Origin of the sequence: Haliea alexandrii (assembly GCF_003719295.1) — a bacterium.
Lineage (GTDB): Bacteria > Pseudomonadota > Gammaproteobacteria > Pseudomonadales > Halieaceae > Haliea > Haliea alexandrii.
This window is the reverse complement of record NZ_RFLW01000001.1, coordinates 258476-284733: the sequence shown is the minus strand read 5'-3', so window position 1 is coordinate 284733 and position 26258 is coordinate 258476. Positions and strand designations below refer to the sequence as shown.

The window sequence follows — 26258 nt, the reverse complement described above, 5'->3', positions numbered from 1 at the left end:
CTGCACGTGGCTGACCTGCCGGTAAGCGCCGACTACCGCCGCCTGTTCCTGGACGAGGCTGTCTTCATGGACCTGCGTTCGCCGGGCGAATTCGCGCACGGTGCTTTCCCCGGCGCCACCAGCCTGCCGCTGATGACCGATGAAGAGCGTGCCCAGGTAGGCACCTGCTACAAGCAGCGTGGGCAGGACGCGGCCATTGCCCTGGGCCACCGGCTGGTGGCCGGTGACGAGCGCGAGCGCCGGGTTGCCGCCTGGTGCGAGTTTGCCCGCCGCCACCCGCAGGGCTATCTGTACTGCTGGCGCGGTGGTCTGCGCTCGCAGACGGTGCAGCAGTGGTTGGCCGATGAGGGCATTGTTTACCCCCGTATCGAAGGCGGCTACAAGGCGCTGCGCCGTTTCTTGCTGGAGGAGCTGGCCCACTCACTGCAGCAGGCGCGCCTGGTACTGGTCAGCGGCCGTACCGGCACCGGCAAAACCCGCGTCATTCACGCGCTGCAGGGTGCGCTGGACCTGGAGGGCATGGCCCGCCACCGCGGCTCGAGTTTTGGCCACCTGCCGGAGCCCCAACCGAGCCAGATCGACTTTGAAAACGCCGTCAGTATTGCTTTTCTGCAGCAGCTCGCGCGCCGTTCCGGCCCGGTTGTGCTGGAAGACGAGGGCCGCCTTATCGGGCGCCTGGCGCTGCCCGAGAATCTTCGGCAACACATGCAGCAGGCGCCGCTGTTGGTGGTGGAGGAGCCGTTGGAGGAGCGCGTGGCGGTGATCCTCGATGACTACATCAATGACCTGGGCGCTCGCTACGCGCTCCGCCACGGGACTGTCGAAGGGCCCGCCCTGCACCGGGCGCGCCTGCTGGAAGGGCTGGACGGTATTCGCAAGCGTTTGGGCGGCGCGCGCCACCAGGCGCTGCGTGCAACCATGGAACAGGCGTTTGACCTGCAGCACAGCAGGGGCGACCCCCAGGTGCATCGGGGCTGGATCCGTGAGCTGCTAGAAGCCTATTACGACCCGATGTACAGCTACCAGCTGGCACAGCGCGATGGCACGGAATTGTTCCGCGGCAATCGCCAGCAGGTGGTCGACTACGCTCGGAGCCAACTGTTTTGCTGACAGTCAGCAGCGTGCAGCGTGACCTGGTGCTGGTAGGCGGTGGACATGCACACGCGCTGGCGTTGCGCATGCTGGCCATGCGGCCCATCGGCGGGCTGCGCATCACCCTGGTGTCGCCCTCGAGCCATACGCCCTATTCGGGCATGCTTCCTGGCCTGCTCGCCGGCCACTACCGTTTTGCGGAAACCCACATCGACCTCGCCCGGCTCTGCCAATGGGCTGGCGCGCGCTTCATCGAGGCCGAAGTCAACGCGCTGGACACCCGTGCACGCCAATTGGGCCTGCCCGGTCGTCCTGTCCTCGGTTACGATGTACTGAGCCTCGACATTGGCTCCCAGCCCGACCTGGACAGCGTGCCGGGCGCGCGTGAGCACGCCACGCCGGTAAAGCCGGTGGCGGAATTCTGGGCGCGCTGGCAGGCGCTGGAAGCCACGCTGTTGCAGGGGGACTGCGTGTCGTCCAGGCATATCGCCCTGGTGGGGGGCGGCGCCGGCAGCGTTGAGCTGGCGCTGGCCATGGCACACCGCCTGCGCGATCGCGCACCCGCCTTCAGCCTGTTTTGCGCGGCTGCAGACATCCTGCCCGGCTACCACCCCCGCGCCAGGGCCACGGCGAAGCAAGCGCTCTCACGTGCGGGTATTGCGGTGCACTGCGCGAGCCGCGTGAGTGCGGTGCGCGCGGGCCAGCTGACGGTGGCAAACGGCGGTAGCACCTCGTTCGATGCGCTGTTCTGGTGTACCGGTGCAGCGGCCGCGCCCTGGGTAGGTGCCAGCGGACTGCGCACCGTGCCAGGCGGCTTCCTGGCCGTGCACGACACCCTGCAGTCAGTGGACGATCCCGTGGTGTTCGCCGCCGGGGATATCGCCACACAGTTGCAACACCCCCGGCCCAAGGCCGGTGTGTACGCCGTGCGTCAGGCGCCGGTGCTTGCAGCCAACCTGCGCAACCTGCTGCTGCAGCGCCCGCTGCGCGCACATCGGCCGCAGCAACGTTTTCTCTCCCTGCTGTCGCTGGGAGAGCGTCGAGCGGTCGCCGAGCGGGGCCCGTTTGTTGCCAGCGGCGCCTGGGCGTGGCGCTGGAAAGACCGCATTGATCGTCGTTTCATGGCGCAGTTCGCGGCATTGCCCGAACACATGTCAGACGCGCCTGCGGATACTCTGCCCGAAACACTCGTCGCCGCCACGCAGGCACCTTGCGGTGGCTGCGGCGCGAAGGTGGGTGGCGACCGGCTGGCGGCGGCACTCGCCGAGCTGCGCCAGCGGTATCCGCAACATTGCCCCACGGCGGACGGTGCCGAGGACGCGGCCGTGGTGACAACCCCGGCAGGCGGTATTCAGTTGCAGAGCCTCGATATTTTACGCGGCCTGGTGTCGGACCCGTGGCTGATGGGACGCATCGCCGCCAATCACGCCCTGTCCGATCTGTACGCCAGTGGTGCTCAGCCGACCACGGCCTTGGCGGCGCTGACCCTGCCGTTCAGCGGCCCGTCTGTGCAACAGCGCGACCTGGTGCAGCTGCTGGCCGGTGCGCTGCATGAATTTGCGGCGGTGGGCTGCCAGCTGGTGGGAGGTCATAGCCTGCAGGGCCCGGAACTGGCGCTGGGGTTTGCCGTGAGCGGCGAGCCCATGGGCGGCGCGGGCCAGTTCCTGCGCAAGCGGGCCCTGCGCGAGGGCGACCGTCTGCTACTGACCAAGCCGCTGGGCACCGGCACCCTGTTTGCCGCCCATATGCAATTGCAGGCCGATGGCCGCGACCTGCACAGCGCGATCGACAGTATGCTGCAGAGCAGCTACACGGCAGCGCGTGTGGCACTGGCGCAGGGTGCCAGTGCGGCAACCGATGTCACCGGCTTTGGTCTCTGGGGGCATCTACAGGAAATGTTGCGCCCGGAGCAGGGCGCCGTGCTGGAGCTGGGGGCCTTGCCTGTGCTCCCGGGGGCACTGGCGCAGTTGGCGGCGGGACGCCGCAGCACCATGCATGAAGCCAACGCCCGCAATAGCGGCGCGGGCGCGGCGACCGACCCGCGCTACGACCTTCTGTTCGATCCGCAGACCAGCGGTGGGCTGTTACTGGGCGTGGCGGAAGCGGCGGCTGCGGGCCTGCTGGCAGCGCTGCATGAGGCGGGCTACCCAGATGCCGCCGAGATCGGTGAGATCGTCCCGCTCAGTGCCGGCACAGAGCCCATCCGCTGCCGCTGATCAAGCCTTGCCGCTGCGCTGTTCCAGCCATCGCCAGAACACGCCGTGCTGGCGATCCCGGCCGGTGAGCAGGTATTCCAGGCGCTGATCGTTTTCCAGTACTGCCTGCAGGCGTTGCGCTTCACCGTCGCGGCCCGCCAGCAACAGGCGGTCACCCATTTCCAGCGGCACATCATCGGCGGGAAACAGCAGGTCCTCTTTCTGCTTGCGAATCATCACCACTTCCAGATGCAGGCGCTCGCGCCAGTTGCTGGGGTCTGCCAGCAGGTTACCCACGGTAATACGCTGGCCGGCGGTCAGCGCGCGGGCCAGGGCCGGCGAGCGACGGTTGCTGATACGGCCCGAGGAGAACTCCGGCGGGTGGTCATTCTGTTGCCGCAGAAACCGCGCCAGGGCGTCGCGGCCAGTGTCGTTGTTCAGCTGTAACAGCTGCTGGATAAAGGGTTCCACCAGCCCCGAGCTGATGCGGCTGAGAATGGTGCCGGCCACCACCATACTGGGCTGGCCCAGAAAGTCCGGTTCCGCCGCCCGGAACAGCGCGTGGCTGGACAGACCGTTTTCCAGCACCACGTGGAACAGCTCCGGGTTCAGGGCCCGCGCTGTGATCAGGATAGACAGGTTGTCGGCGTCATCGCTGGTGGCGGCAACGATGCCCACCGCCTCTTCAACGCCAGCGGCGCTCAATTCTTCCGCCTGGGTGCCACGGCCGGCCACCGTGCCGTGGGGGCAGCCGGCCTGTTCCGGGTCCGGGTGTATTACCGCGACATCCATCCCGCGTTCGCGCAGCAACTGGTACACCGCACGGCCTACACGGCTGTAGCCGCACACGATCCACTTGCCGCGCGGGATCGGCGTGGCCCGGGTGAGGCGTGCGCCGGGGCCGGAATTGAGCCAGTGGTACAGGCGAAACAGGTCGGGCTTGTCGATGGCGAGTTCCAGCCGGCGCACATATTCCTCCACCGGATTGACCACGCAGTCGGTGTTGAAGGAGCGCATGTTGTCGGCATCGTTGCGCGTGTCGGCGCTGGCGTACACGGCCACCTTGTGATTGAGCAGCGTGGCGCTGATGGCCACCTTCAAGTTGATATGCCCCTCGCCGGTCACCGCGATAACCCCCGTACACCAGCGGCTTCGTAACCCCGCCTCGATGAGGTTGTCGGGCAGGTTCGCATTCATGCAAAACGCGGTGACCGGCGCCATGAACTCCACCACTTCCAGCGCTTCCACCTTTTCCTGGTTGTGTTCGATCACTACCACCTGGTAGCCACGGTCAGTCAGTGCGCTGGTCAACATGCGACCGGTGTCGCCGTAACCACACACCAGGTAGAAAGGCTGGTTGAGGTTGCGCACCTTCCAGGCGAGGCGCGCGCGGCGCAGGGCGCGGGTGTAGGCCGGGTCCTGCAGCAGGGAAACAATGGAGCCGATGGAGAACAGCCAGGCAATGACCGTGAGGTAAATGCTGACCATGGTCCACAGGCGCTGACCCGGGGAAAACGGGTAGGGTACTTCGCCGAATCCGATGGTGCTGCCGGTGTAGCTGACCACGTAGAAGGCCTGGAAAAAACTCATGCGCCATGGCTTGCCCTGGTCGTCCACGCCGGGAATCAGGGTGAAGCCGACGGTGGCAATGGCGTAGGCGGTGATGAGTATGACCAGCGGCATGCGCATGCGCCGCAGGAACAGGAAGACCAGAGACTTGTGTACGTGCCGGCTCATGGCGGGTTATTTCCGGCTGAGCCCGGCCGTATCCAGGGTGAGCAGCACCAGTGATGCCAGGTTGGCGAGCAGCGCGCCGCCGGAGAGTGACACGATGGACGCCATGACACGCGGTGTCAGCCCCACCTCCATCACATGCACGGCAATGGCCCACACAACGGCTGCGGCCAGTAGGTGCAGGTTTACGACCAGACTGGAGGCAAGCAGGATCGCTCCCATCTGCGAGCGCTCACCGAACTTGAGTACGGTGGCGATCAGGCTTACCACCAGTGCCGCAAACAGCTCGTACACATCGTGGTGTTGCGGGTTGTCGATGTCGCCGATGAAAAAACCGAAATTCAGTGTTACCGCCAGCAACACGAAAAAACCGAATACCACTTTGCTCATGTTCATAGCTGTTGCATCCCCTGCCTTGGCCTGTCGCCATTATGCGCGAGTCCGCAGCAGTTGCCAGCCCTGTGCACAGGCGTCTTTTCAGCTTTCCAGCAGCGCGCGCACCCGGTCGCGGTAGCCCCGGCTGACCTTGATGCGGGCGCCGGTATCCAGGTGCAGCAGGTACTCGCCGCTGTCCAGGCTCTCGGCACCGGTAATGCCGGTGGCGTTGACGATGGTGCTGCGGTGTACCCGCAGGAAGCGTGCGGGGTCGAGCATGGCTTCCAGCTCCTTCATTGTGACCCGCATGATGTGGGTTTTGCCGCCGGCGTGGATGCACATGTAATCGCCCGCGGCATCGATCCACGCGATGTCGACGGTTTTGATGAAGTGGATCGCATTGCCGTCGCGCACCGTGAGTTTTTCTGGCCAGCCCTGGCGTCCGGACTCTGCCATGGCCTCTACGGTCTGCGCATTGGCGCCGGTCATGCCCATGACCAGGTTCATCAGCCTGGCCTTGTCTCGGGTCGAGGCCTGTTGCTGGTTGAACTGCCAGGCTCGCTCCACGGCCTCCTGCAGGCGCTCTTCTTCAATGGGTTTCAGGATGTAGTCCACAGCGTGGACCTTGAAGGCATCCACGGCGTAGGTGTCGTATGCGGTGACAAAAACCACCATGGGCAGGGTGTCTGCCTGCAGTTCCGACAGCACCTGGAAGCCGTCCATGCCCGGCATCTGGATATCCAGAAACAGCAGGTCCGGCTCGTGCTCGGCGATGGCCTGCAGGGCCTGCTGGCCGTTGCTGCATTCCGCGACGATGTCGATGTCCGGAATGTTGCGCAGTCGCAGCGCGAGTCCGCGTCGTGCAAGGTCCTCATCATCGACAATCACGGTGGACAGGGCCTGCATCAGCGCGCCTCCTTGTATTCCAGTGGTATACGAATTGTGGTGGTAAGGCCATGTGGCTCGGTTGCGCCGAGCCGGAAGCTCTGGTTCTCACCGTACAGTGCACTCAGCCGGTCGCGGATATTGCCCAGCCCCACTCCGCCGCCCTTGGCATTGCGCCCCACGCGCATATCCAGCCCGGGGCCATCATCCGCCACGGCGAGCACCAGCTCGCCATTTTCCAGCGCAGCGCTGACGCCGATGCTGCCGCCTTTGACGGCCGTTGCGATTGCATACTTGATGGAGTTTTCCACCAGCGGTTGCAGCAGCAGGGATGGCATCAAGGCCTCGCGCGCCTGGGGAGGCAGGTCAAAGTGCAATTGCAGACGCTCGCCAAAACGCACCTTCTCGATATCCAGGTACAGGCGCAGGGCTTCAAACTCCTCCGCCACCGTGACCTTTTCCATCGGGTCGTTTTCCAGTGAGTAGCGCAGAAAGCGGCTCAGACGGCCGACCATGGTGTTGGCCAGCTGGGTTTCCTGTTCCAGGATCAGCGTGGAGATGGCGTTAAGCGTGTTGAACAGGAAATGCGGATTGAGCTGATAGCGCAGCATCTTCAGCTGCGCCTGTTGTGCCGTCGATATGGCCGTGAGCAGGCGTTCCTTGTCCGCCTGTACCAGCAAATAATATTTGATGCCGAAATACAGCACGCTCCACACCAGCATCACCCAGAAAGCCGATACCGTGCCCGAAAAATAGTTGTACCAGGCCATGTCCGGCTTGCCCAGTTGTTCATCCGGGAACATCTGCTGAAACAGGGTGGCGCGCAGGCCCATCCAGGCCAGCGCGGCGAGGTAGGAGCCACCAAGTAGAGCAACGCCGCGCCAGGGCAGGGCCCTGTGCCAGGTACGCCGGTACAGGCTGCGCAGCAGCAGGGTGAAACCAATGCCGATGACGCTCACCAGCGGCAGGTAGAACTCATACCCTTCGGGCGGTTTGCTCCACACCATAATGCCGAGGTAATAGGACACGCCCCAGCCGCTCCAGCCCGCCGCCTGGAGCGCCCAGAAGAGAATTGTCTTGTTCTGTAGAAGGTCCGAGGTGCGCATGGCTAGAGTATACGCCGGCCAACGGTCTGGCTTCACCCCGGTTCGTCGCAGCGTACTGTCACTTCATCGCGGTGGACGCCGGTTCAGCCCTTGCCCGCTGCGAAAGCCTGCAGTGCTTCTCCGGTCAAGCGGTAGCCCGTCCATTCGCTCTGGGGCCGTGCGCCGAAAGATTCGTAAAAGCGGATGGCGGGCTCATTCCAGTCCAGTACGTTCCATTCGAAACGACCGCAGCCTTCGGCAACCGCAACTTTCGCCAGATGGCGCAGCAGCGCCTTGCCCGCGCCCTTGCCGCGTTGCGCAGGGTTGACGTAGAGGTCTTCCAGGTACAGTCCGAGACGCCCGAGCCAGGAGGAAAAGTTGAAGAAGTACAGGGCAAAGCCCAGGGCCTCGCCATCCTCCTCGCAGATAACACCGTAGACCCGCGGGTTTTCGCCGAACAGCAGCGCTTCCAGCTGTGGCACGGTGGCCTGCACTTCATCCAGCGCCCGCTCGTAGAGTGCCAGGTCGCGAATGAACTGCAGGATAAGCGGGCAATCGGCCGGGCGTGCCTGGCGAATCGTGAGCGTGCTCATCAGGTACCGCTCCAGCTGCGCTGCATTTCGTAGTAGAGGAAAGAGGCGGTCCAGGTAATCAGGACCAGCCCGGTCAGTGATTCAATGCCGATCAGGTAGCGCAGGTTGCCCTCCGGAAAGATGTCGCCAAAGCCGAGTGTGGTGAAAACGGTGAAGGAGAAGTAAATGCAGTCCAACAGGGAACCGTCGAAAAACTGCCCGTGCAGTGCCCCCCAGCCCGGCGTATTGATCATGAGGTGGTAGGCGACACCAAACACCCAGACTTCAATGGAGTGCGCCACCATGGCGCCGGCGACCCCGACCACAATGCGCGCCCGGTGCACGATATTCAGGCGCGGCAGCAAGCGCGTCATCCAGTGCAGGAACTCGTAGTGGATCGCCACGGTGAGCATGACGATGAGCATATTGACGGCAACGAGAGCGAACAAGCGCGATGCTCCACACTAATTTCCGCCAGTTTAACGAAAAAAGCGCCGGCGCGCGCGAGGCACTCCGGCGCAAAAATGGCGCTGGTTACTGCTGCTGAGCCGCCAGCACTTCCTCGACAGTGGGACCTTCCATCGTCACGTGCTCACGCGCCTTGATCTGGTCGGGGCGGATGTCTGCCACGTTGGTCATGAACTGGCTATACCACTTGCGCACCAGATGGATGGGGCCATCGCCATCGCACATCAGCGGGTTGTCGATGATGCACTTGTTGTTCCAGATCGCCACGTCCTGATGGAACGACTCGATGTTCTTTTCCGTGTACTCATCCAGCATCTTCTGGTTTTCCTCGGGGCTCATGCTCGGGTCCTTGCGCATCATCACACCGAAGTTGATGATGAAGTTCTCCATGTCCACCGGCACATGGCTGACCAGCAGGTGTACCGTCATGGGGTGACCATCCATGCTGCCGGTCATGGTGGTGGTCATGTAGGCGGGGCCCTCGTAGGTCGCCACGCTGGTGATCAGCCCGGCGTCACCCTCGGTGAGAATCTGGTGTCCACCGACCATGTATTGGACGAACTTGTGGCCGTCCATGGTGTTGCGGAAGGATTTCACCGTGGAGTAGTGGATAGGTCCGAAGTGGGCCATGTCTGCCATGTTGTCCACCAGCTCGCGACCCAGGGTTTCAATGGGGATAGCGCGCATTTCCCAGTCGGTCCACTCGCCCGAGTACCAGTCTGCCATTTCCGCCGGCTCCTGGCCGGGAATGGGGGCGTTGTTTTCCGGGTCCTGCCACACCAGCACCAGGCCGTTGCGTTCCAGCACGGGCCAGGATTTGATCACCGCCTTGTCGGGAATCTTTTTGGCGTAGGGGATATCGTCGCACACGCCGTCCGCACCCCAGCTCCACAGGTGGAAGGGGCACACCACGGAATTGCCACAGACCTTGCCGCCGCTTAAGTCGCCGCCCATGTGGGGGCAGTAAGCGTCCAGAATGTGTACCGCACCATCGTCCTCACCGCGGTAGGCGACGAGTTTGGTCCCAAATACTTCCAGCATGCGCGGAGTGGTGGTAACACTGGCGGCATTGCCGATCACGTACCAGCCACGGGCGTAGCGCTCTGGCCGTGGCTCGGCCTTGATGATATAGGGCTCGATTTTCTGTTGAACAGTCATGGTTTTCTCCGCTGCAGTCAGCTGCGTTTTATGGTTGCTGTAATCAAAGGAAAAAGTCGGTGTTGGGCTGCCCCATCAGGTTGCCGCCGAGGTTGCGGCCGAACTTGAAGGGGTTGTTGGCTACGTGGGTGCGCCCTGCGTTGATATCCAGCCAGGCGCGGTTCAGTGGATGGCCGCGATGGATACCCTGGGCGCCGCAGGCAATGAACATGGCATTGATCGCATCGGCACACTTGGCACCTACGCGGGCGGCGTCAAAACGCATTTTGATGCGCTCTTCCATTGGCAGGGAGCTGCCTTCGCGCGCAGCGTCCAGCATGGAGTCGAAGTTGCGGAACATGATGGTTTCGCACTCATCCACCGTGGCGATGGCGTTGGCCAGGGCCATTTGCGCATCCGGGTCAGTGGCGATCTTGTTGCCATCGTTCAGGCCCACGCGCTCGCGGTTTACTTTCACGTAGCTGTCGGTCACACCGCGCAGCGCACCGATGGCCGAACTGCACACAGCGCGCACAAATATCTGGCCGAAGGGCAGACGGAAAATGGGGTGCGTGTTGACCGCATTGCCGGGGCTGTTGCACTCAAAGCCGTGAATTGAGCGGTGTGTGCGGTATTCCGGCACAAATGCATCTTTCACCACGATATCGTGGCTGCCGGTGCCTTCCAGGCCGCTTACATCCCAGTTGTCGACGATCTGGTAGTCGCTGCGCGGCACCAGGAAGGTGCGGTAGTCAGGCGCTTCGCCTTCCTTCTCGGCGGGAATCATGGCGCCGAGGAAGGCCCAGCCGCAGTGTTTGGAGCCGGAGGAGAAACCCCAGTGGCCGCTGAGTTGGTAGCCGCCTTTCACCCGCGTGACCTTGCCCACGGGCATATAGGAAGAGGAGATCAGCACGCTGGTATCTTCGCCCCACACGTCTTGCTGGGCGCGTTCATCGAACAGTGCCAGCTGCCAGTTGTGAATGGCCACCACGCCCAACACCCAGGCCGTGGACATGCAGCCCTCGGCCAGCGTCATCTGTACACGGAAAAACACTTCCGGCTCCATCTCGTAGCCGCCAAAGCGGGCAGGTTGCATGATGCGGAAGAAACCCGCTTCCTGCATGTCGCGCACGGTAGCCTCGGGCAGGTGGCCCAGGCTGGCGGCTTCATTCTGGCGCTCGCGCAGGGCGGGTACCATCTTGCGGGCGCTGGCGTAGAGGCGGTCGATGTCGTTCAGTTGTTGTGCGGTCATGGTTATTCTCCGAGTCCGTGTTACGTTGATACCGACTATCCCCCTCCACAGGCAAGTCGCTCATACCTCATCTGCGGTATAAACAGGGCCGAAAAGCGTGAGGGTTGATCCATGTCAACAGATCCGATGCGAGTAACGAGAGCCCCCTGATCTGTCAACTGATCTATAATGAAGACATGCACCATTCGCTGACGTCAGCCATCGTTCTCCTGTTCGCGGCCACCATGGCCATGGCGGCAGATACCACCGTTTATCGTTCCGAGGGGCCCAACGGCACGGTGCATTTTTCGGACGTGCCACCCGCCGAGAGCGGCAACACCGAAGTGCTGCGTATTCGCGCTCCCGAAGCAGGTGACCCGGCGGCGGCAGAACAACAGCTGAAGGCCATGCGTTACAGCACAGATCGACTGGCGGAGAGCCGTCGCGAGCGTGAACTCGAGCGCGAGGTGGCGCGGCTGCGGGCGCAAGTGGATGCTCAGTCCACCCGGCAGCAGCCTGCGCCTGAAGTGATACGCTATGTGCCTGTTTACCTGCCGCCCGTGGGTGTTCCCTGGCGCCCCGGACACAGGCCGCGTCCGCCGCACCGGCCCGACGCGCTTCCGCCCCTGCAAACCCCGCAGCCACTGCCGGGTATTCTTCCCGGGCGCAACAGCCAGCTGATGCGTCCCATCGTTTCCGACCGCTGAAACCGGTTTGGCGCCTGCGTTGTCACTGATACAGCAGCCTTTCACACAATGCCGAAGTCTGGAGCAACGCCATGGAACGGATGATGATTTTCGCTATGCGTACACCGGCATTCGGTGTGGGCAGGGAAGCGGCAATGCCCGACATGCTCTGGGTGTCTGAAGACCCGGAGGGTGGCTGATATGCCAGCTATGCAGTCTTTCTCAGTGGCTCCCAGCGAAGGCCGCTGCGCGCCATGACGACATTGACAGATGCCAACACCGTCGTCCAGAACCGCGCTATGCAGTACTTCGCCAGCCACGAGCGTCTGTGGCTGTTCGGCTATGGCTCTTTGATCTACAAGGTAGACTTTCCCTACCTGCAGCGCCGCCCCGCGGGGATCCGCGGCTGGCAACGGCGATTCTGGCAGGGGTCTCACGATCACCGCGGTACGCCCACGGCACCTGGCCGTGTTGTCACACTGGTCGCAAGCGAGGGCGCGCTGTGCCAGGGCATGGCATTCGAGATTACGCCGGACGTGTTTGAACACCTCGACCATCGGGAAAAAAACGGCTACTTGCGTGTTGTGGTGACGCTCGAGTTCGAAGAGGGGCCTCGCGAAGAGGCGTTAGTGTATATTGCAGGCGCCGATAACCCCGCATACCTTGGGCCCGCCAGCGAGGCGGATATTGCCGCGCAAATCAGTGCCTCCGTTGGCCCGAGTGGATCCAACCGGGATTACCTGCTGCAGCTCGCTGCGGCATTGCGGGCGCTGGAAGCAGAAGATGCTCATGTATTTGGCCTCGAACGCGCATTGCGCAAACGGGAGTGAACATGGAACCCGGTTTCTGGCACGAGCGTTGGCAACACTATGAAATAGCTATTCACGCGACCGCCGGGTCTCTTGGGTGATGTGCAGGCAACCTATGATCGTGCTGCGCTGGTGGCGTTACCCGCCCCAATGCGTCAGCGCGACACCGCGCGTCTGCGCCGCATCCAGCAGCTCAACCAGTAAACCCAGAATGCTGGCCTGGATCGAGCCGGTAAGTGATTTGGCCTCGCTGTCGGTGTGGGCCTGGACGAAACGCCCTATTCTGAAGCCAACCTCGTTGAGTACGATGATGGCGATGAAGAGTACGACGACGATGGCAACACTGCTGTAGCCATGGTGTTAACGATCGGCATGGAGCGTCGGGTTGCAATCTGGTTGCCGTCGGCCGGAATTCTATAATATGAAATTCAGGGAAAGCGAGTTGGCATTCAGTGAATATGTGGGGGCGCGCCGCAATGTCTGGAAGGGTGCTGATAGTCGTGTTGCTGGTGCTGGCTCTATCGGCCTGCACCAGCTACGCCGCCCTCGCCCACCATTAGCCTGGCACGGACGCGGGCGCTTACTTGAAAGCGACAATCAACGGCTACTTTGATGGCCGGATGCACGATCATGATCATCTTATCAGGCGCTTCAATGAACATGTTGCCGATGTCAGGGCAGCCATTGACCCTGAGCGACTGCTGGTTTTCGAAGTGGCAGATGGCTGGGAGCCACTCTGTGAGTTCCTTGACGTGCCCATGCCGCAGGAACCGTTCCCGAATATCAACGATACTGAGGCTGTGCAGGGGATCATTAAGTCCATTATGGACAATGGGTTCCAGGCGGCGCTTGGTTATAAAGGGTAGATAAGCGGAATAGGGTTGCACACCAAGCCTGTGCAAGGCGGGTGACGTGAGGACGCGATTTATGTAGGTGACGATGGCGCCCCATCGTTTCCGACCGCTGAAACCGGTTTGGCCCCTGCGTTGCTATTGATGCAGTAGACTTTCACACAATGCCCAAGTCTGGAGCAACGCCATGGAACTGGTGATGATTTTCGATATGCGCACCCCCGCGTTCGGTGTGGGCAGGGAAGCGGCCTATGTCGCAGCGTTGGATATGGCCGAGTGGGCCGACCGGGTGGGTTTTGATGTGCTGGGTTTTGGTGAGCATCACTGCGCGGACGACGGCTATAACCCATCGCCGTTGGTTCTGGCCGCGGCGATGGCGGGCCGCACCCGGCAGGTGGCATTGCGCACCGCGGTGTTGCTCGCGCCGCTGTATGACCCGGTGCGGCTGGCGGAAGACCTGGCGGTAGCCCAGCTTGCCAGTGGTGGGCGCATGCAGCTCGGCCTGGGTTTCGGTTACCGCCCGGTCGAGTTCGCCATGTACGGGCAGCGCGTGGAAGAGCGCTTCGAGGTTACCTGCAATACCGCGCGCTTGCTGAAACAGGCCTGGGCCGGCGAGCCCTTTGAGCACGAGGGGCGGCCCTGCCTGGTATCTCCGGTGCCCGTCAAGCCGGTGCCCGTTCTGCTGGGTGGCATGGCGCCGAAAGTGGCGCGCATCGCCGCCCATATTGCCGATGGCTTTCTTGTGCCCCTGTTCCCACCCAAAGTGTGGCAACCCTACCGCGACGAGTGCCTGCGGCTGGAGAAGCCGGACCCGGGCCCGTACCCGCAACAGGGGCCTACTTTTCTCTGGGTATCCGAAGACCCCGAGGCAGACTGGCAGTGGATCGCACCGCATATCCTGCATGTGCTGGATTCCTACTCCCGCTGGACCGCTGACGCCTACGGCACGCCACAGGGCCCCTATGCGGGCGGCATGACGGCCGACACAGTGCGCGAAAGCGGTGCCTACAAGGTGTTGCGCCCGGAAGAAGTAGTGGCCATGGCCAATGCGCTGGGCGACCACAGCTCGCTGTATCTCACGCCCCTGTTTGGTGGCATTGACCCTGCGCGGGGGTGGGCCATGCTGCAGTTGTTCGAGGAACAGGTGTTGCCGCACCTGCCGCGCAACGGGGTCAAGCCGCTGTGGGGCATGCCCGCCTGAATCGCACATTCAGGCCGGGCAGCCGTTGCTCACGTCACTGGTTGGCGAGGCGCTTGCCTTGGGAAATTGCATAGGCAGCCGAGCGTAGCGCGAGCACCGGGTCGTCACCGGGGTTTACACCACTGGCCAGCCGGTTGGGATCGAAGTTGACCGGGTCGCATGTGCTGCCGCTAGCCTCAGTGAGCTGCAAGCGGCCCACGGTGACCGCCTCCCGTTCATCCGGCCACAACTGCGAAGGATCGCTGGTAGTATCCCCGGGCTGCCCCAGTATCCATCGCCATTCGAACCACGCCTCTCCTTGCTCGCTCAGGGTCTGTGCGAGCCGTTCCTCAAGAAAGGCGGCAGGCAGTGCTTCCCGCTCGCTTTCCGTCAGGCGCATCTCCCCCTCGCCGGGAACCAATTGCCAGCGGAAGGGCTGTATCGTGCCGTCCGCCTGTGCCGCATGGAAGGTGTGTATGCCGTAGTAGCTGTCCCGTGTGTACGCCGCCGCTGGCGCACGTGCCCGCACCCAGGCGCCCTGCCGGGCAGCTTCCGGGTTGGCGGCCAGGTAGCGCTCGCGATCCTCAGGGGTGGCCGCGCCGGTTTGTATCAAGTGATTGATACGGAGCAGACCCAGAAACTGCTCTGGATTCTTGCCCGCAAACAACGGTGTGGACAGGCCGGCCAGCTGGTGCACCTGGCCATCAGGCAACTGGATTTGCACGGCCATGCCACGCGGGCTGAGAGCGCGTTCGTCCGCCTGCGGGTTGCCGCCCGCCATGGAAAAGCGAATGATCACGGGCGCTTCCGCGGCGAATAACGGTGACGTGAAGCGTTTTGTTGCCTCCTCGTCGGGCAGGAACCGCCCCGCCGCGCAAACACCTCGGGCGTGTCCTTTGCGGACCCCCGGATGCGCGCCACTGAGCGCTGCAAAGATCTCAATGAAGTCGGTGGCGTTCGCTGTCGCTGGAGAGGCGGTGCTGACTGTTGGAGGCGTTGCCACTTGTGCGGCCTCAGTATCGTCCGTGGTGGCACTGCTGGCGTACGCCGTGCATGCCATCAGCAATGCCGTGACCAGGGTATATTTTGGTCTGTTGTGAAAAAGCATGTAGAACCTCATGGGGTATTCAAGCAAGGCGGCGCACAATGCGGTCGATGAATTCCTCGGCGGCCACCATGGCCACGATCACGGCGATGAACGTCACGACGCCGTGCAGTGGGCCGCCAAACACAAACGAATCACCAAGCGCCAGGTCAATGGCCCACAACATCACGAATTTGGAGAGGAATAACACCAGCCACATAGAAAGGATGCGGATGAAGCCCCACAGGAAGCCGCTGCGACCGACAAACCACGCCGCAATACGGTGCTCGACCACCAATGTACCCTGGAGTAGCAATTGCAGCAGCAAAGCCGCCACCAGCGTTACGCTGAACGAGGAAATCTGTACAGGCTGCCAATACTCCGCGCACAGGTTCAACACGACAAGATCGACGAGGATGGAAACAAGATACCGGAGGAATAGACGCTGCCGTTCACTGGGTGGTGTAAATGGCTGGCGGGAGACGTGGTGGTGTAGTTTCATTTTGATGCTTCGCCCTCGCCCGCCGTTGCTGGCTTGCAGCAGCGTAAAAAGCCGACAGTATACTGCAGTGGCTTCGCGCTACACGCGGCCCGGTCAGCGCCAAAACCTTCGGCGCCAACGACGCGCAAGTGCTCTATGGCATGGTCTCGTGCAACGTGGTCAGTTGCTATCGCGGAAAACCGCCCGTTGGCGACGGAATGCAACAGCAGCCAGCCCTGCGACCAAGGCGAGAAGCGCGTAGAGCCAGTATTGCGGCAGCGTAGGCACCGCGCGAAGTTCGCCTTCGGTGAACTCCAGGCGCATGGTTTGCGTGGGGCCGTCGCAAGTCGCGGTCCCTACTCCCCCCCAGTTGGTGTTGCCAATAGCGGGCCGAATTGCATATCCGGCGCCGCAGGAGCATTCACCTAGATTGACGCCCAGGGCGCGAGGTGTTCCCGGCTCCGTACCGATAGAGCATAGCCCCACATTCCAGGTGTTGCCTTCGCAGGAAAATGAAGCATTCTCGGTGGATGTGTCAGCTAGCGCCGCGGCAATCTGTGTTGCTACTGTTTGATCATTACAGGACAGACCGGTGAGATCGTTGCTGCCGGACAGCGTCACCGAGCGCCAAACGCCAGAGCTCAGTTCTCCTGTGAATGAAACCCAGTTGTCGAACTGTGGTTGCCCGGTCGGATAAGCCTGCCCCGAGGCGAACTCCTCCTCGTAGACCGCCGACAAGGCATTGACGGAAAATAACGTTACCAACGCTAGAAATGGCCAACATACACGCTTCATTACAGGGGCTCCCCTATTAGTTGACGACTGTGTGTCGCCTTGTTCTTTGAATGTTTGCTTCAGGCTTGAAAGGGGTCGGTTTATCCGGCCTGGCTGCGGGAGCTTTTCGCAACCAAAATCCACGCCGGTACCCCATGCAAGTTTGACTGCGGTTACGCAAAAATCGTGCCAATGCAGTAATGGCGGGCGCGTCAGCGAACAGGGGCATGCCAGCCACCTCGGTGTGTAAAAAAAACTGACAGACCGCTGGGGCGACTGCAGTGTCCGCGGTGGTGGCAACACAATGAGATTGACTCTCACGCAGCTGAGCCGGGCCTTCTAATTATCGGCGCGCTGCCGAGCGCGAGGGCGATAGCGCAATCGCATTGCTAGAGGAAGTAGAGTTACATGCAGAGCTTGCTGAAGTGTGCTCGGTGACCAAAGTTCGACAGGTTGCTTTGGACGAAATCAATCGTGGTGTTGAGGCCCTCCAGCGCGAGCTGGTGAAATAACTGCGATGGCCTACAACGGCAATGTGATCGAGTGCTTTAACCATTGCCGAGGTGCCTGTGCGGAGCTCGGCGCAGCGGTGATGACGCTGCATTGCGGCTTGCGACAACAACGGGCCACCGGGGGAGGCCGGCGAGAATATCGATGAGGCGGTTCAGGATGCTGGCCGTGCGGTGGAAGGCGCCACCGACAAAAAATACAGGCGCCCTGAGCGCGGTCTGCTGCCGTCGTCAGCCAGGCACTGTTTGCTGCAGCTGGCAGGAAAGGTACGGAATAGGTGGTGCCCGGAGACAGAATCGAACTGCCGACACGGGGATTTTCAATCCCCTGCTCTACCAACTGAGCTATCCGGGCATGTACTGCTATTGCGGAGGGTGCGTATTAAAACCGTAGTGGCTGCGGGAGTCAAGCGGTGGTGGGGTGGCTTGATGACATCCCGGTGAAGATGCGACTACCCGCCGCTTGGGCTATGCTGAGGGCACGGACAAATGGATAGCGGTAGACGAAGGAGCTGACATGGCAGAGTCCACTGGCAAGAAAACCTCCGCGCAGCAGCAGGAGCTGGATTCCGGCAAAGAGGCCGCAATGGCCGCCTACCAGAACATGCTGGAGGCCCAGCAGCATTTCCGCCAGGCCGCAGAGGCGGCGGGCCTGGATCTCAAGCAAGATGCCATGAAGCAACTGCTCAAAGGCAAGGACAAAGCCGATGAGCTCGGCCACGAAGTGGAGCGCTACGTTCACGACAAACCCCTGGCGACCATAGGCATTGCCTTCTTTGCAGGCTTGCTGGTCTCGCGGTTGCTGTCTCGGCATTGAGCCCGGTACCCGAGGAGCCTGCGCGGGATCCCGCTGCAGGTGAGCACAGCCACGCAGCTGAACCCGGCGCTGCCGCCAACGAGCAGGCCCGTGAAGGTGACGTCGCCCGCGCGGGTGCAGGTCTGGAAGCCGAGTTGCGAAACTGGCAGGCGCTACTGCAGCAAGCTCTGGAGGCGGGCAATGCGTTTTCCCGGCTCGCGCTGCTGGAGTTGCAGCTGGCTGTCGGCGATGCCGGTCGGCTGGCGTTGGTCGTGTTGGCCGTGGTGCCCCTGGTGATCTTTGCCTGGCTGGGTTTAAGCGTGTTGCTGGCGTGGTGGGCGTATGCCGCATTGGAATCGGTGGCGCTGGGGCTGGTGGCGTTTACCGGGCTACAGGCATCGGCCTTACTGCTGCTGTGGTTGGCGGCGCGGCGTTATGCCCGCAGCCTTGCACTGCCGGCGACCCGACGCCAGTTGCGCGCCATAATGGAGGCGGACAATGGCAACAAGCCGCAAGCAGAGAATCCGTGAGTTGCAAGCCGCGGAGAGTCGGCTGGATGCGCATTGGCAGCAGCTGCAGGCCAACGGTGAGGGGCGGATTGCCTACCTGCGGGCGGCGCACCCTGGCTGGCTGGTGGGCGGTGGTTTCCTGACCGGGTTCATCGTGGATCGGGTGCTGTCGGCCAGTGTTCGCAATCCACGTGCCTCCCGCTTGCTGCGCCACGGCGTGCGGCTCTGGCCCCTGTTGCCGCGTAACATTCTGCGTGCCGTATTCAGCGGAGGTAGCCCGCTACCATGAGTGAAGCGCGTGTTCCTCCCGGCACTCTGTCACTGCGCATCCTCGCTGCACTGGCGGTGCTCTACACGGTGTATTTCGCCAAGAGCCTGCTGATGCCGGTATTCGTGGCGTTGTTCTTTGCCCTGCTCTTGAACCCCCTGGTAAAACTGCTGAAGCGGTTCTATGTGCCGCGCACGGTTTCGGCGGTGCTTATTCTGGCGCTCATTGGCGGCCCCCTGAGCTTGCTCGGCAGCCAGCTCGCGGAGCCGGCGCAGCGCTGGGCGGAAGCGATACCGCGGCTCACCGAGAAGCTCTCGGATGAGGTGGACAATCTCACCGACAAGCTTGCACCCCAGGCAGAGAAACCCCCGCAGCCGGAGGAGGGCTTCAGCTTCTTCGGCCTGTTTGGCGGTGACAGCGACGAGGCTGAGAGCAACGATGGCGAGAAGGGTGAACGCAGGCCGGACCGGGTGAGCGAGCGCCTCAAACAGGGCGGTCTGGAGTTATTGTTGGCCACCCTGGGTGCGGCACCGGTGGCGATCGCCCAGCTATTCACAACAGTCCTGTTGATTCTGTTCCTGCTCATTTTCGGCTCGCGCCTGTTTACCGCCTTCGTGGAGATATTCCCCGGGATTAACGACCAGCGCGCATCCCTTGAGCTGGTGCACACGGTACAGGTGGAGCTGTCGCGCTACATTCTCACGGTGAGCCTGATCAATGCCTGCCTGGGTCTGTCTGTGGGGGGCGTGCTCTGGGTACTGGGTGTACAGGACCCGCTGCTCTGGGGCGTGATGGTGGGCATGCTGAACTTTGCGCCCTACGTGGGCCCGCTGCTGGGCGTTGTGCTGCTGTTGCTGGCCGGTGTGGTGCAGTACGGCCCGGTGGCCTATGCCCTGCTGCCGGCCCTGGTCTATTTCAGTATCAACCTGGTCGAAGCGCAGGTGATCACGCCGCTGGTTTTGGGGCGCAACATGCGGCTCAACCCACTGGTGATTCTGGTGTGGCTGCTGGTCTGGGGCTGGCTGTGGGGGTTTGTGGGTGTGCTGCTCGCGGTGCCGCTGCTGGTGTGCCTCAAGCTGGCCTTCGGCCAGACCACTGTGCTGCGCTACTGGATGCAGCTGATCGAGACTCGCGCCTGATCAGCTGTTCGAGGGCGGCACATAACCTTCGGCACGGTCGTGTTCTTCCCCAGCGAAGAACTTGTCCATTTCCTCCTGCAGGTATTTGCGCGTCGCGGGGTCAATCAGGCTCAACTGCTTTTCGTTGATCAGCATGGTCTGTTGCGCCTGCCATTCGTTCCAGGCCTGTTTCGACACATTGTCGAAAATATCCTGGCCCTTGGGGCCGGGGTAGGGTGGTGCGTCAAGGCCTTCCAGTTCCTGCTGGTAGCGCTTGCAGAATACGGTTCTGGACATGTGTATGCTCCGCGGTCAGAGGCTTGCCAGCAACCGGGCGACCGGTGCGGCAAGGCCGATTTCAAGGGGTTTTTGCACGTTATACCAGAGCTGGTCACTGGCTTCCATGACGGCCTCGGGTTGTATTGCCAGCTGCACGTGCAGGGGCTGAATATCCAGGTGGTAGTGGCTGAAGGTGTGACGAAACGGCGGTCCCGGGAGCGTTGCCGCAGGTTCGCGGCCGAGCCGGTCGCGGCACCACGGGGCGGCGGCCTCAACCGAATCCAGTTCGGGAAAGCACCACAGCCCTCCCCAAATGCCGCTCGCCGGGCGCTGTTGCAGTAGCACGTGGCCCTGCCGGTCACGCAGGATCAGAAACACGGTCGAGCGAACCGGCAACACCTTGCGCGGCTTCTTGCCCGGGAACTCACCCTCACGACCCTGCGCATGTGCGCTGCAGCTGTCCTGTAACGGGCAGTCCGCGCAGCGGGGCCGGCTGCGTGTGCACAGGGTGGCCCCGAGGTCCATCATGGCCTGTGTGTAGTCGGCCACGCGGCGCTGCGGTGTGTGCTGCTCGGCGAAGTCCCACAGCTGGCGGTGCACGGCCGTTTGCCCGGGCCAGCCGGCAACCGCGTGATAGCGCGCCAGTACGCGCTTTACATTGCCATCCAGAATGGACGCCCGTTGCGCGAAGGCAATGGCGAGGATCGCCCCGGCGGTGGAACGGCCGATGCCGGGCAGGCTCTGCAGTCCTTCCAGGTTGTCTGGAAAGCTGCCGGCGTGTTCGCTGCACACCTGCTGTGCCGCGCGGTGCAGGTTGCGCGCCCGCGCGTAGTACCCCAGCCCGGTCCACAGGTGGAGGACCTCATCGGTGGGCGCTGCCGCCAGCGTCTGCACATCGGGGAAGCGCTGCATGAAACGCGCAAAATACGGAATAACCGTGCGCACCTGGGTTTGTTGCAGCATGATCTCCGACACCCAGACCCGGTAGGGGCTGGTATCGTATTGCCAGGGCAGGTCTTTGCGACCGTGCTGGTCAAACCAGGTGAGCACGCGCCCGGCGAATGAAGGTTGTTTAGGCATCAGCGTAGTGTACTGCAGTTCCGCTGGCACATAGCGTTATCACCCGGACAGGGCCGAATCCTTTCCCGTTGCGTAAATTGGACATGATGAAAGTAGAGACGGTTTGCAAACGATGAAGTTGCTGGTTGCCGCCGTGGTCGCTGCCGCATCACTCACGGTGGCTGGCTGTGGCGTGGTACTGGGGCAGAAGCAGCCCGCCGTGGCGATAAACACGGTTATCTACACTCCGCCAGATTGGCCGGAGCCTTTGGAGGCCGATGTTTACCGGCCCCGGGGCACAGGGCCTTTTCCCGGGATGCTGCTGGTGCACGGTGGTGGCTGGGAGCGGCGTAGCCGCGATGACATGACGCGCCTGGCGCGCTACTACGTGGGTAAGGGGTATGTGGTGATGAACGCCAGTTACCGTTTTGCCCCCGAAGCAAAATACCCCGCGCAGGTCTACGACCTGCAGCAGGCCATGCACTGGCTGCACCGCGAGGCACTGGAACTGCAGCTGGATACACAACGTATCGCCGCCTTCGGCTACTCGGCCGGTGCGCATCTGTTGAGCCTGATGGCGCTGGCGGCAGGCACCGGGGATGATCTGGACAGGCCCTGGGGCGGTGCGCAGACACGCCCGGCGGTAGTAATCGCCGGCGGCTCCCCCATGGATTTGCGCAAGTACCCCGGGGGCAAGCTGGTGCCACAATTCCTGGGTGGGCGCATCACGGAAATTCCGGAAACCTTTGCCGCTGCTTCCCCGGTGACGCGGGTGCACGCGGGCGCGCCGCCGTTCTACCTGTTCCACGGCGGCGCCGATACCCTGGTGACCATCGACCATGCCGAAGAGTTTGTCAGCGCCCTGCAAGCCCACGATGTGCCGGTGGAGCTGGAGCGATTGCCGGCCCGCGGTCACATTCTCACTTTCCTGACCGTGGGCAGCGCGCTGCCCGCCGCCGACACGTTTCTGCAGCGTTACCTGCAGGCCCCGGCGGGGTAGCAGGCGCGACGTTGCAGGCCTCCGGGGCGTTGCGCTCTTAGTCTGTGCCGCCGCGCCGCCACTGGTGGTAGCGCTGCAGCCAACGCAGGACGCGCTCCGGTGCGTGGGCCTTCTTCCACGCGCCGGCGGCGTATTTGTTGGCTTCGGCCAGCGTGGGGTAGGTGTGGATAGTGCCGAGGATTTTGTTCAACCCCAGGCCGTGACGCATGGCCAGCACAAACTCCGCCAGCAGATCGCCACCCTGAGTGCCAACGATGGTGGCGCCCAGAATACGGTCGCGCCCGGGCACGGTGAGCACTTTCACAAAGCCCCGGGTGGCGCTGTCGGCGATCGCCCGGTCCAGCTCGGCGAGCTCGAAGCGGGTAACTTCGTGGGGGATGCCGCGGTCGATGGCCTCCTGCTCACTCAGGCCCACGCGCGCCACCTCCGGGTCGATGAAGGTGGTCCAGGGGATCACAGCGTAGTCCACTTTGAAGCGCTTGAATTGCCCGAACAACGCGTTTACGGCCGCGTACCACGCCATGTGTGCTGCGGTGTGAGTGAACTGGTAGGGCCCGGCGACATCCCCCGCGGCATAGATGTTGGGGTAGAGGGTTTCCAGATAGTCGTTGGTGTTCACAGTGCGATTGGTCGGAATGCCGAGCTCCTCCAGGCCGTAGCCTGTAAGCCGCGCCTGTCGGCCTACGGATACCAGTAGCTGGTCGAAGGGCACGGCCAGCTCGGTGCCGGCGTGTTCCACGATCAGCCGCTTTTCGCCCGCGTCCTGCTCACAGCGCAACGCCGTATGTCCGGTGAGCACCTGCACGCCGTCTGCCATCAGCGCCTCGCGCGCCAACTCGGCGACCTCCAGGTCTTCCTTCGGCAGGATACGGGGGCCGCGTTCTACCTGGGTGACATGGGCGCCGAGCCGGGCGAAGGCCTGGGCGAGTTCGGAGCCAATCGGCCCGCCGCCCATTACCACCAGGCGTTGCGGTAGAGCGTCCAGCTCGGCGAAGCGCTCCCAGAGGGTATCGCTGGTGACATACCCCGCGTCTTCCAGCCCGGGCAGGTCCGGCACCAGCGGCGCGGCCCCGGCGGCAATCACGATCGAGCGGGTGGTCAGGCGCTGTGTGCCGCCGTTGTTCAAGGCGATATCCACCGTCCAGGGGTCGATAATGCGGGCATAACCCTGCAGCACCTCCACGCCGAGGCCGGTGTAGCGCTCCACGCTGTCGTGAGGCTCGATGGCGGCGATGATGCGGTGGATACGCGCCATGATGGCGGGAAAGCTGAACTGTGGCTCACCGGGGTTGAGTCCGTATGCATCGGCGTGGCGCATTTGCTGCGCCACTTTGGCGCTCTTGATCAGTGCCTTGCTCGGTACACAGCCGTAGTTGAGGCAGTCACCTCCCATCTTGTGCGCTTCTACCAAGGTGACTTTCGCCTTCACTGCCGCGGCGATGTAGGCAGACACCAAACCGCCGGCGCCTGCCCCAATCACTACCAGGTTGCGGTCGAAGCGCGCCGGCCGCTGCCAGCGCCGGTACACGCGGCGGCGCTGTATGGTGCCCACCAACAGCTTGGCGACCCAGGGAAAAAGGCCGAGCAACACAAATGACAGCAGCAACTGCGGGGAAAGAATGTCGCCGATACGCTCAATGCCGGCGAGTTGAGTGCCGGCGTTCACATACACCGCGGTACCCGCCAGCATGCCTGCCTGGCTGACCCAGTAGAACGTCCAGGTGCGCAGGCGGGTAAGGCCCATCAACAGGTTGATGATGAAAAACGGAAAAACGGGCACCAGCCGCAGGGTGAACAGGTAAAACGCGCCATCGCGCTCAATGCCGCGGTCGATGGCGCGCAGGCGCTCGCCGAAGCGGTGCTGCACGCTGTCGCGCAGCAGGAAGCGGGCAACGAGGAAAGCCAGAGTGGCGCCGATACTGGACGCGAAGGACACCAGCAGCAGGCCGAAACCCAGGCCGAACAGCGCGCCGCCGGCCAGCGTCATAATGGCAGCACCCGGCAGGGAGAGCGCTGTGACCACCACATAAATGCCAAAATAGGCCGCTGGAACCGCCACCGGGTGTGCCGCCAGCAGGTTGGCAAACCGGGCCTGGCTGGCTTTTAGCTGGTCGAGGGTCAGGTAGTTGTGCAGGCCAAGGGCAAAAAATGCCAGCACGAGGCCGAGCAGGGCCAGCACAATCAAGAGCTTTCGGTTCACCGTTGTTATCCTTGGGGGAGCCGCCGAGGGCACCCGGTTGTGGGGTAGCTCAGTTCAGCGCGCCACCGCAGCTGCTGCCCTGGCCAGCGGTGCAGCCATAGCAATGGTCGGCGGTCCGTATCTCCGCGCCGCGCACGTCGGCAACCAGCAGGCTGTGCAGCTCGGGTCGGCTGCCCTGTCCGGGCAGGGGCAGGTCCAGCTGCTGATTGAAATCGCAGTCGTACAGGTAGCCCTGCCAGTCCACGCTCACCAGCGAGCGGCACATCACGCCGTTCAGGTTGCCGGGCTGGTAGGCATCTTTCAGCAACTGCATGTAGCTCGCGAATTGCCCTTTGGAAACCAGCGTGCTGCCAAAGCGCTTTATGGGCATGTTGGCCAGCGTGAACAGCGCGTTGAATTCGATATCGAAATGGGCGCGCAGTTCCCGCTTGTAGTCCGCTTCCAGCGCCTGCTGATTGGGGGGCAGGCTGGGCCCAAGCGGGTTGTACACCAGGTTCAGCGCGAGGCCGCTGCCGGGCTGACCGTAACCCAGGGCGTTCAGCGCCTGCAGGGCGGCAATGCTCTTGTCGAACACCCCGTTGCCGCGTTGCTGGTCAACGTTGGCCGGTGAATAACAGGGCATGGAGGCCACGATATCGACCCGGTGCTGTGCCAGGAAAGCGGCCATATCCTCGTAACCCGGCTCGCGCAGAATGGTGAGGTTGCAGCGGTCTATCACTTTCACGCCCTGGGCGGTGGCTGCGGCCACCAGGTCACGAAAACGCGGGTGCATTTCCGGTGCGCCGCCGGTGAGGTCCAGCAGCGAGATGTCGCGTGCTTGCAATACCCGTGGGATGAGCTCGATAAGGTCGTCGCTCATCATCTCGGTGCGCGTGGGTCCGGCGTTGACGTGGCAGTGCACGCAGCTCTGGTTGCACAGGTAGCCCAGGTTGACCTGCAGGGTTTGCAGGTCGCCGCGCCTGATGGTGGGGAAATCGGTGGCTTCCAGCAGCGGTAGGGTGGCATGCATGAGCGTTGAGTCCTTTTGCGGCAGTGCCCCGGAGGTTGCGTCTGCCGTGTTTGGATGCGGTGGGTGGTACATTGTTACGTTACCGGGCGCGCTGCAGTTTAGCAGCTGGCGGCACGGTTTGGCGGTTGTTCGCTGTCGATGCCAGCGGTGCGTGTGCCCGAGGCGCATAGAACGCGGTGGATAGAACGGTGAATTCGCCCCCGCTTTCTTCTATAATGGCGCGCTTTTCCGGGCACGCCCCGGTCCCATCCGCCCGTGCAGGTTCTGGAGAACAGCATGTCTGAGCGCAAGGCGAGTGTAACTCGCAACACGCTGGAAACGCAGATCACCGCGACGGTGAATCTCGACGGTTCCGGCCAGGCGAAATTCGACACCGGCATACCCTTCCTCGAGCACATGCTGGACCAGATCGCGCGCCACGGCCTGATCGACCTGGACATCCACGCCAAGGGTGACCTGCACATCGATGACCACCACACGGTGGAGGACATCGGTATCACCCTCGGCCAGGCGTTTACCAAAGCGGTGGGCGACAAGAAAGGCATTGTGCGCTACGGCCACAGCTACGTGCCCCTGGATGAAGCGCTGTCTCGTGTTGTGGTGGACTTCTCGGGTCGGCCCGGGCTGGTGTATCACATCCCGTTCACGCGCGCGTCCGTGGGCGGTTTCGATGTGGACCTGTTCCAGGAATTCTTCCACGGCTTCGTCAATCACGCCCAAGTGACGCTGCATATCGACAACCTGCGCGGCGACAATACCCACCACCAGATCGAAACGGTGTTCAAGGCCTTTGGCCGTGCACTGCGTATGGCGCTGTCGGCAGACCCGGCCATGGCCGGTATGATGCCCTCCACCAAGGGCGTGCTGTAACA

General features: G+C 62.8%; 28 protein-coding genes and 1 tRNA gene. 13 read left to right on the top strand and 16 right to left on the bottom strand.

The window, feature by feature from the left end:
• The first annotated feature begins 6 nt into the window (after nucleotides 1-6).
• A complete protein-coding gene (gene mnmH, locus EGJ68_RS01345) occupies nucleotides 7-1110 on the top strand; it encodes a tRNA 2-selenouridine(34) synthase MnmH (protein WP_123032769.1) in 1104 nt (367 codons plus the stop codon).
• On the top strand, nucleotides 1104-3308 hold the full coding sequence (gene selD, locus EGJ68_RS01340) for a selenide, water dikinase SelD (RefSeq protein ID WP_123032768.1): 2205 nt from the start codon (nucleotides 1104-1106) through the stop codon (nucleotides 3306-3308). Before mnmH ends, selD begins: the two co-directional genes overlap by 7 nt.
• Here the strand turns inward: selD and EGJ68_RS01335 are convergent, their stop codons facing one another.
• From EGJ68_RS01335 to EGJ68_RS01300, 8 genes are all read right to left on the bottom strand, one after another.
• Nucleotides 3309-5024: a potassium channel family protein gene (locus tag EGJ68_RS01335; protein ID WP_123032767.1), complete on the bottom strand. Its 1716-nt coding sequence runs from the start codon at nucleotides 5022-5024 to the stop codon at nucleotides 3309-3311.
• 6 nt (nucleotides 5025-5030) lie between these two features.
• Nucleotides 5031-5417: a DUF6394 family protein gene (locus EGJ68_RS01330; protein ID WP_123032766.1), complete on the bottom strand. Its 387-nt coding sequence runs from the start codon at nucleotides 5415-5417 to the stop codon at nucleotides 5031-5033.
• Between the two features lie 81 nt (nucleotides 5418-5498).
• Nucleotides 5499-6302, bottom strand: a complete 804-nt coding sequence (locus EGJ68_RS01325) for a LytR/AlgR family response regulator transcription factor (RefSeq protein ID WP_123032765.1) — start codon at nucleotides 6300-6302, stop codon at nucleotides 5499-5501.
• The gene (locus EGJ68_RS01320) at nucleotides 6302-7387 is read right to left on the bottom strand and encodes a sensor histidine kinase (protein ID WP_123032764.1); all 1086 of its coding nucleotides are present in this window, start codon (nucleotides 7385-7387) and stop codon (nucleotides 6302-6304) included. The genes EGJ68_RS01325 and EGJ68_RS01320 overlap by 1 nt, the downstream gene beginning before the upstream one ends.
• Before the next feature lie 83 nt (nucleotides 7388-7470).
• Complete coding sequence (locus EGJ68_RS01315; RefSeq protein WP_123032763.1) at nucleotides 7471-7959, bottom strand: GNAT family N-acetyltransferase; 489 nt, start codon at nucleotides 7957-7959, stop codon at nucleotides 7471-7473.
• Nucleotides 7959-8387 (bottom strand): potassium channel family protein, encoded by a 429-nt coding sequence (locus EGJ68_RS01310; RefSeq protein WP_123032762.1) that lies wholly within the window; start codon nucleotides 8385-8387, stop codon nucleotides 7959-7961. The genes EGJ68_RS01315 and EGJ68_RS01310 overlap by 1 nt, the downstream gene beginning before the upstream one ends.
• A gap of 85 nt (nucleotides 8388-8472) precedes the next feature.
• Entirely contained in the window at nucleotides 8473-9564 is a 1092-nt protein-coding gene (locus EGJ68_RS01305) for a Rieske 2Fe-2S domain-containing protein (protein WP_123032761.1), read from the bottom strand.
• 43 nt (nucleotides 9565-9607) lie between these two features.
• Nucleotides 9608-10795, bottom strand: coding sequence for an acyl-CoA dehydrogenase family protein (locus tag EGJ68_RS01300; protein WP_123032760.1), 1188 nt, complete (start codon nucleotides 10793-10795; stop codon nucleotides 9608-9610).
• Nucleotides 10796-10971: 176 nt separating this feature from the next.
• Between EGJ68_RS01300 and EGJ68_RS01295 the strand changes: the two genes are divergently transcribed.
• From EGJ68_RS01295 to EGJ68_RS01275, 5 genes are all read left to right on the top strand, one after another.
• Nucleotides 10972-11481, top strand: a complete 510-nt coding sequence (locus tag EGJ68_RS01295; RefSeq protein WP_158283448.1) for a DUF4124 domain-containing protein — start codon at nucleotides 10972-10974, stop codon at nucleotides 11479-11481.
• Nucleotides 11482-11714: 233 nt separating this feature from the next.
• Entirely contained in the window at nucleotides 11715-12290 is a 576-nt protein-coding gene (locus tag EGJ68_RS01290) for a gamma-glutamylcyclotransferase (RefSeq protein WP_233248636.1), read from the top strand.
• An 81-nt stretch (nucleotides 12291-12371) separates the two neighbouring features.
• Nucleotides 12372-12473, top strand: coding sequence for a hypothetical protein (locus tag EGJ68_RS18455; RefSeq protein ID WP_199227891.1), 102 nt, complete (start codon nucleotides 12372-12374; stop codon nucleotides 12471-12473).
• 380 nt (nucleotides 12474-12853) lie between these two features.
• Nucleotides 12854-13135, top strand: a complete 282-nt coding sequence (locus EGJ68_RS01280; protein WP_123032757.1) for a sulfotransferase — start codon at nucleotides 12854-12856, stop codon at nucleotides 13133-13135.
• A gap of 172 nt (nucleotides 13136-13307) precedes the next feature.
• Nucleotides 13308-14321, top strand: coding sequence for an LLM class flavin-dependent oxidoreductase (locus tag EGJ68_RS01275; protein WP_123032756.1), 1014 nt, complete (start codon nucleotides 13308-13310; stop codon nucleotides 14319-14321).
• A 34-nt stretch (nucleotides 14322-14355) separates the two neighbouring features.
• Here EGJ68_RS01275 and EGJ68_RS01270 read toward each other — a convergent pair whose 3' ends face one another.
• From EGJ68_RS01270 to EGJ68_RS01260, 4 genes are all read right to left on the bottom strand, one after another.
• Complete coding sequence (locus tag EGJ68_RS01270) at nucleotides 14356-15408, bottom strand: catalase family peroxidase (protein WP_158283447.1); 1053 nt, start codon at nucleotides 15406-15408, stop codon at nucleotides 14356-14358.
• Between the two features lie 19 nt (nucleotides 15409-15427).
• Nucleotides 15428-15886 carry a hypothetical protein gene (locus tag EGJ68_RS01265; RefSeq protein WP_123032754.1) on the bottom strand — a complete coding sequence of 153 codons (459 nt, stop codon included), beginning with the start codon at nucleotides 15884-15886 and terminating at the stop codon, nucleotides 15428-15430.
• A gap of 159 nt (nucleotides 15887-16045) precedes the next feature.
• A complete protein-coding gene (locus EGJ68_RS18060; protein WP_158283446.1) occupies nucleotides 16046-16660 on the bottom strand; it encodes a hypothetical protein in 615 nt (204 codons plus the stop codon).
• A gap of 767 nt (nucleotides 16661-17427) precedes the next feature.
• Nucleotides 17428-17503, bottom strand: a tRNA-Phe gene (locus EGJ68_RS01260).
• 162 nt (nucleotides 17504-17665) lie between these two features.
• Here EGJ68_RS01260 and EGJ68_RS01255 point away from each other — a divergent pair.
• Genes EGJ68_RS01255 through EGJ68_RS01240 form a run of 4 tightly spaced genes read left to right on the top strand, consistent with a single transcriptional unit; the run spans nucleotide 17666 to nucleotide 19860 of the window.
• Nucleotides 17666-17965 (top strand): glycine zipper domain-containing protein, encoded by a 300-nt coding sequence (locus EGJ68_RS01255; RefSeq protein ID WP_123032753.1) that lies wholly within the window; start codon nucleotides 17666-17668, stop codon nucleotides 17963-17965.
• Complete coding sequence (locus tag EGJ68_RS01250) at nucleotides 17962-18474, top strand: hypothetical protein (protein WP_123032752.1); 513 nt, start codon at nucleotides 17962-17964, stop codon at nucleotides 18472-18474. The genes EGJ68_RS01255 and EGJ68_RS01250 overlap by 4 nt, the downstream gene beginning before the upstream one ends.
• Nucleotides 18443-18742 (top strand): hypothetical protein, encoded by a 300-nt coding sequence (locus EGJ68_RS01245; protein ID WP_158283445.1) that lies wholly within the window; start codon nucleotides 18443-18445, stop codon nucleotides 18740-18742. Before EGJ68_RS01250 ends, EGJ68_RS01245 begins: the two co-directional genes overlap by 32 nt.
• The gene (locus EGJ68_RS01240) at nucleotides 18739-19860 is read left to right on the top strand and encodes an AI-2E family transporter (RefSeq protein WP_123032750.1); all 1122 of its coding nucleotides are present in this window, start codon (nucleotides 18739-18741) and stop codon (nucleotides 19858-19860) included. Before EGJ68_RS01245 ends, EGJ68_RS01240 begins: the two co-directional genes overlap by 4 nt.
• Here EGJ68_RS01240 and EGJ68_RS01235 read toward each other — a convergent pair whose 3' ends face one another.
• Both EGJ68_RS01235 and mutY read right to left on the bottom strand, forming a co-directional pair.
• Entirely contained in the window at nucleotides 19861-20136 is a 276-nt protein-coding gene (locus EGJ68_RS01235) for an oxidative damage protection protein (RefSeq protein ID WP_123032749.1), read from the bottom strand.
• Between the two features lie 15 nt (nucleotides 20137-20151).
• Complete coding sequence (gene mutY, locus EGJ68_RS01230) at nucleotides 20152-21198, bottom strand: A/G-specific adenine glycosylase (protein WP_123033974.1); 1047 nt, start codon at nucleotides 21196-21198, stop codon at nucleotides 20152-20154.
• Between the two features lie 112 nt (nucleotides 21199-21310).
• Here mutY and EGJ68_RS01225 point away from each other — a divergent pair, with 112 nt between their 5' ends.
• Nucleotides 21311-22177, top strand: coding sequence for an alpha/beta hydrolase (locus EGJ68_RS01225; protein WP_123032748.1), 867 nt, complete (start codon nucleotides 21311-21313; stop codon nucleotides 22175-22177).
• 37 nt (nucleotides 22178-22214) lie between these two features.
• Here EGJ68_RS01225 and EGJ68_RS01220 read toward each other — a convergent pair whose 3' ends face one another.
• Both EGJ68_RS01220 and arsS read right to left on the bottom strand, forming a co-directional pair.
• Nucleotides 22215-24377, bottom strand: a complete 2163-nt coding sequence (locus EGJ68_RS01220; protein WP_123032747.1) for an FAD-dependent oxidoreductase — start codon at nucleotides 24375-24377, stop codon at nucleotides 22215-22217.
• Nucleotides 24378-24426: 49 nt separating this feature from the next.
• Nucleotides 24427-25386, bottom strand: coding sequence for an arsenosugar biosynthesis radical SAM (seleno)protein ArsS (arsS, locus tag EGJ68_RS01215; protein WP_123032746.1), 960 nt, complete (start codon nucleotides 25384-25386; stop codon nucleotides 24427-24429).
• 276 nt (nucleotides 25387-25662) lie between these two features.
• Between arsS and hisB the strand changes: the two genes are divergently transcribed.
• A complete protein-coding gene (gene hisB, locus EGJ68_RS01210; protein WP_123032745.1) occupies nucleotides 25663-26256 on the top strand; it encodes an imidazoleglycerol-phosphate dehydratase HisB in 594 nt (197 codons plus the stop codon).
• Nucleotides 26257-26258: the final 2 nt, after the last annotated feature.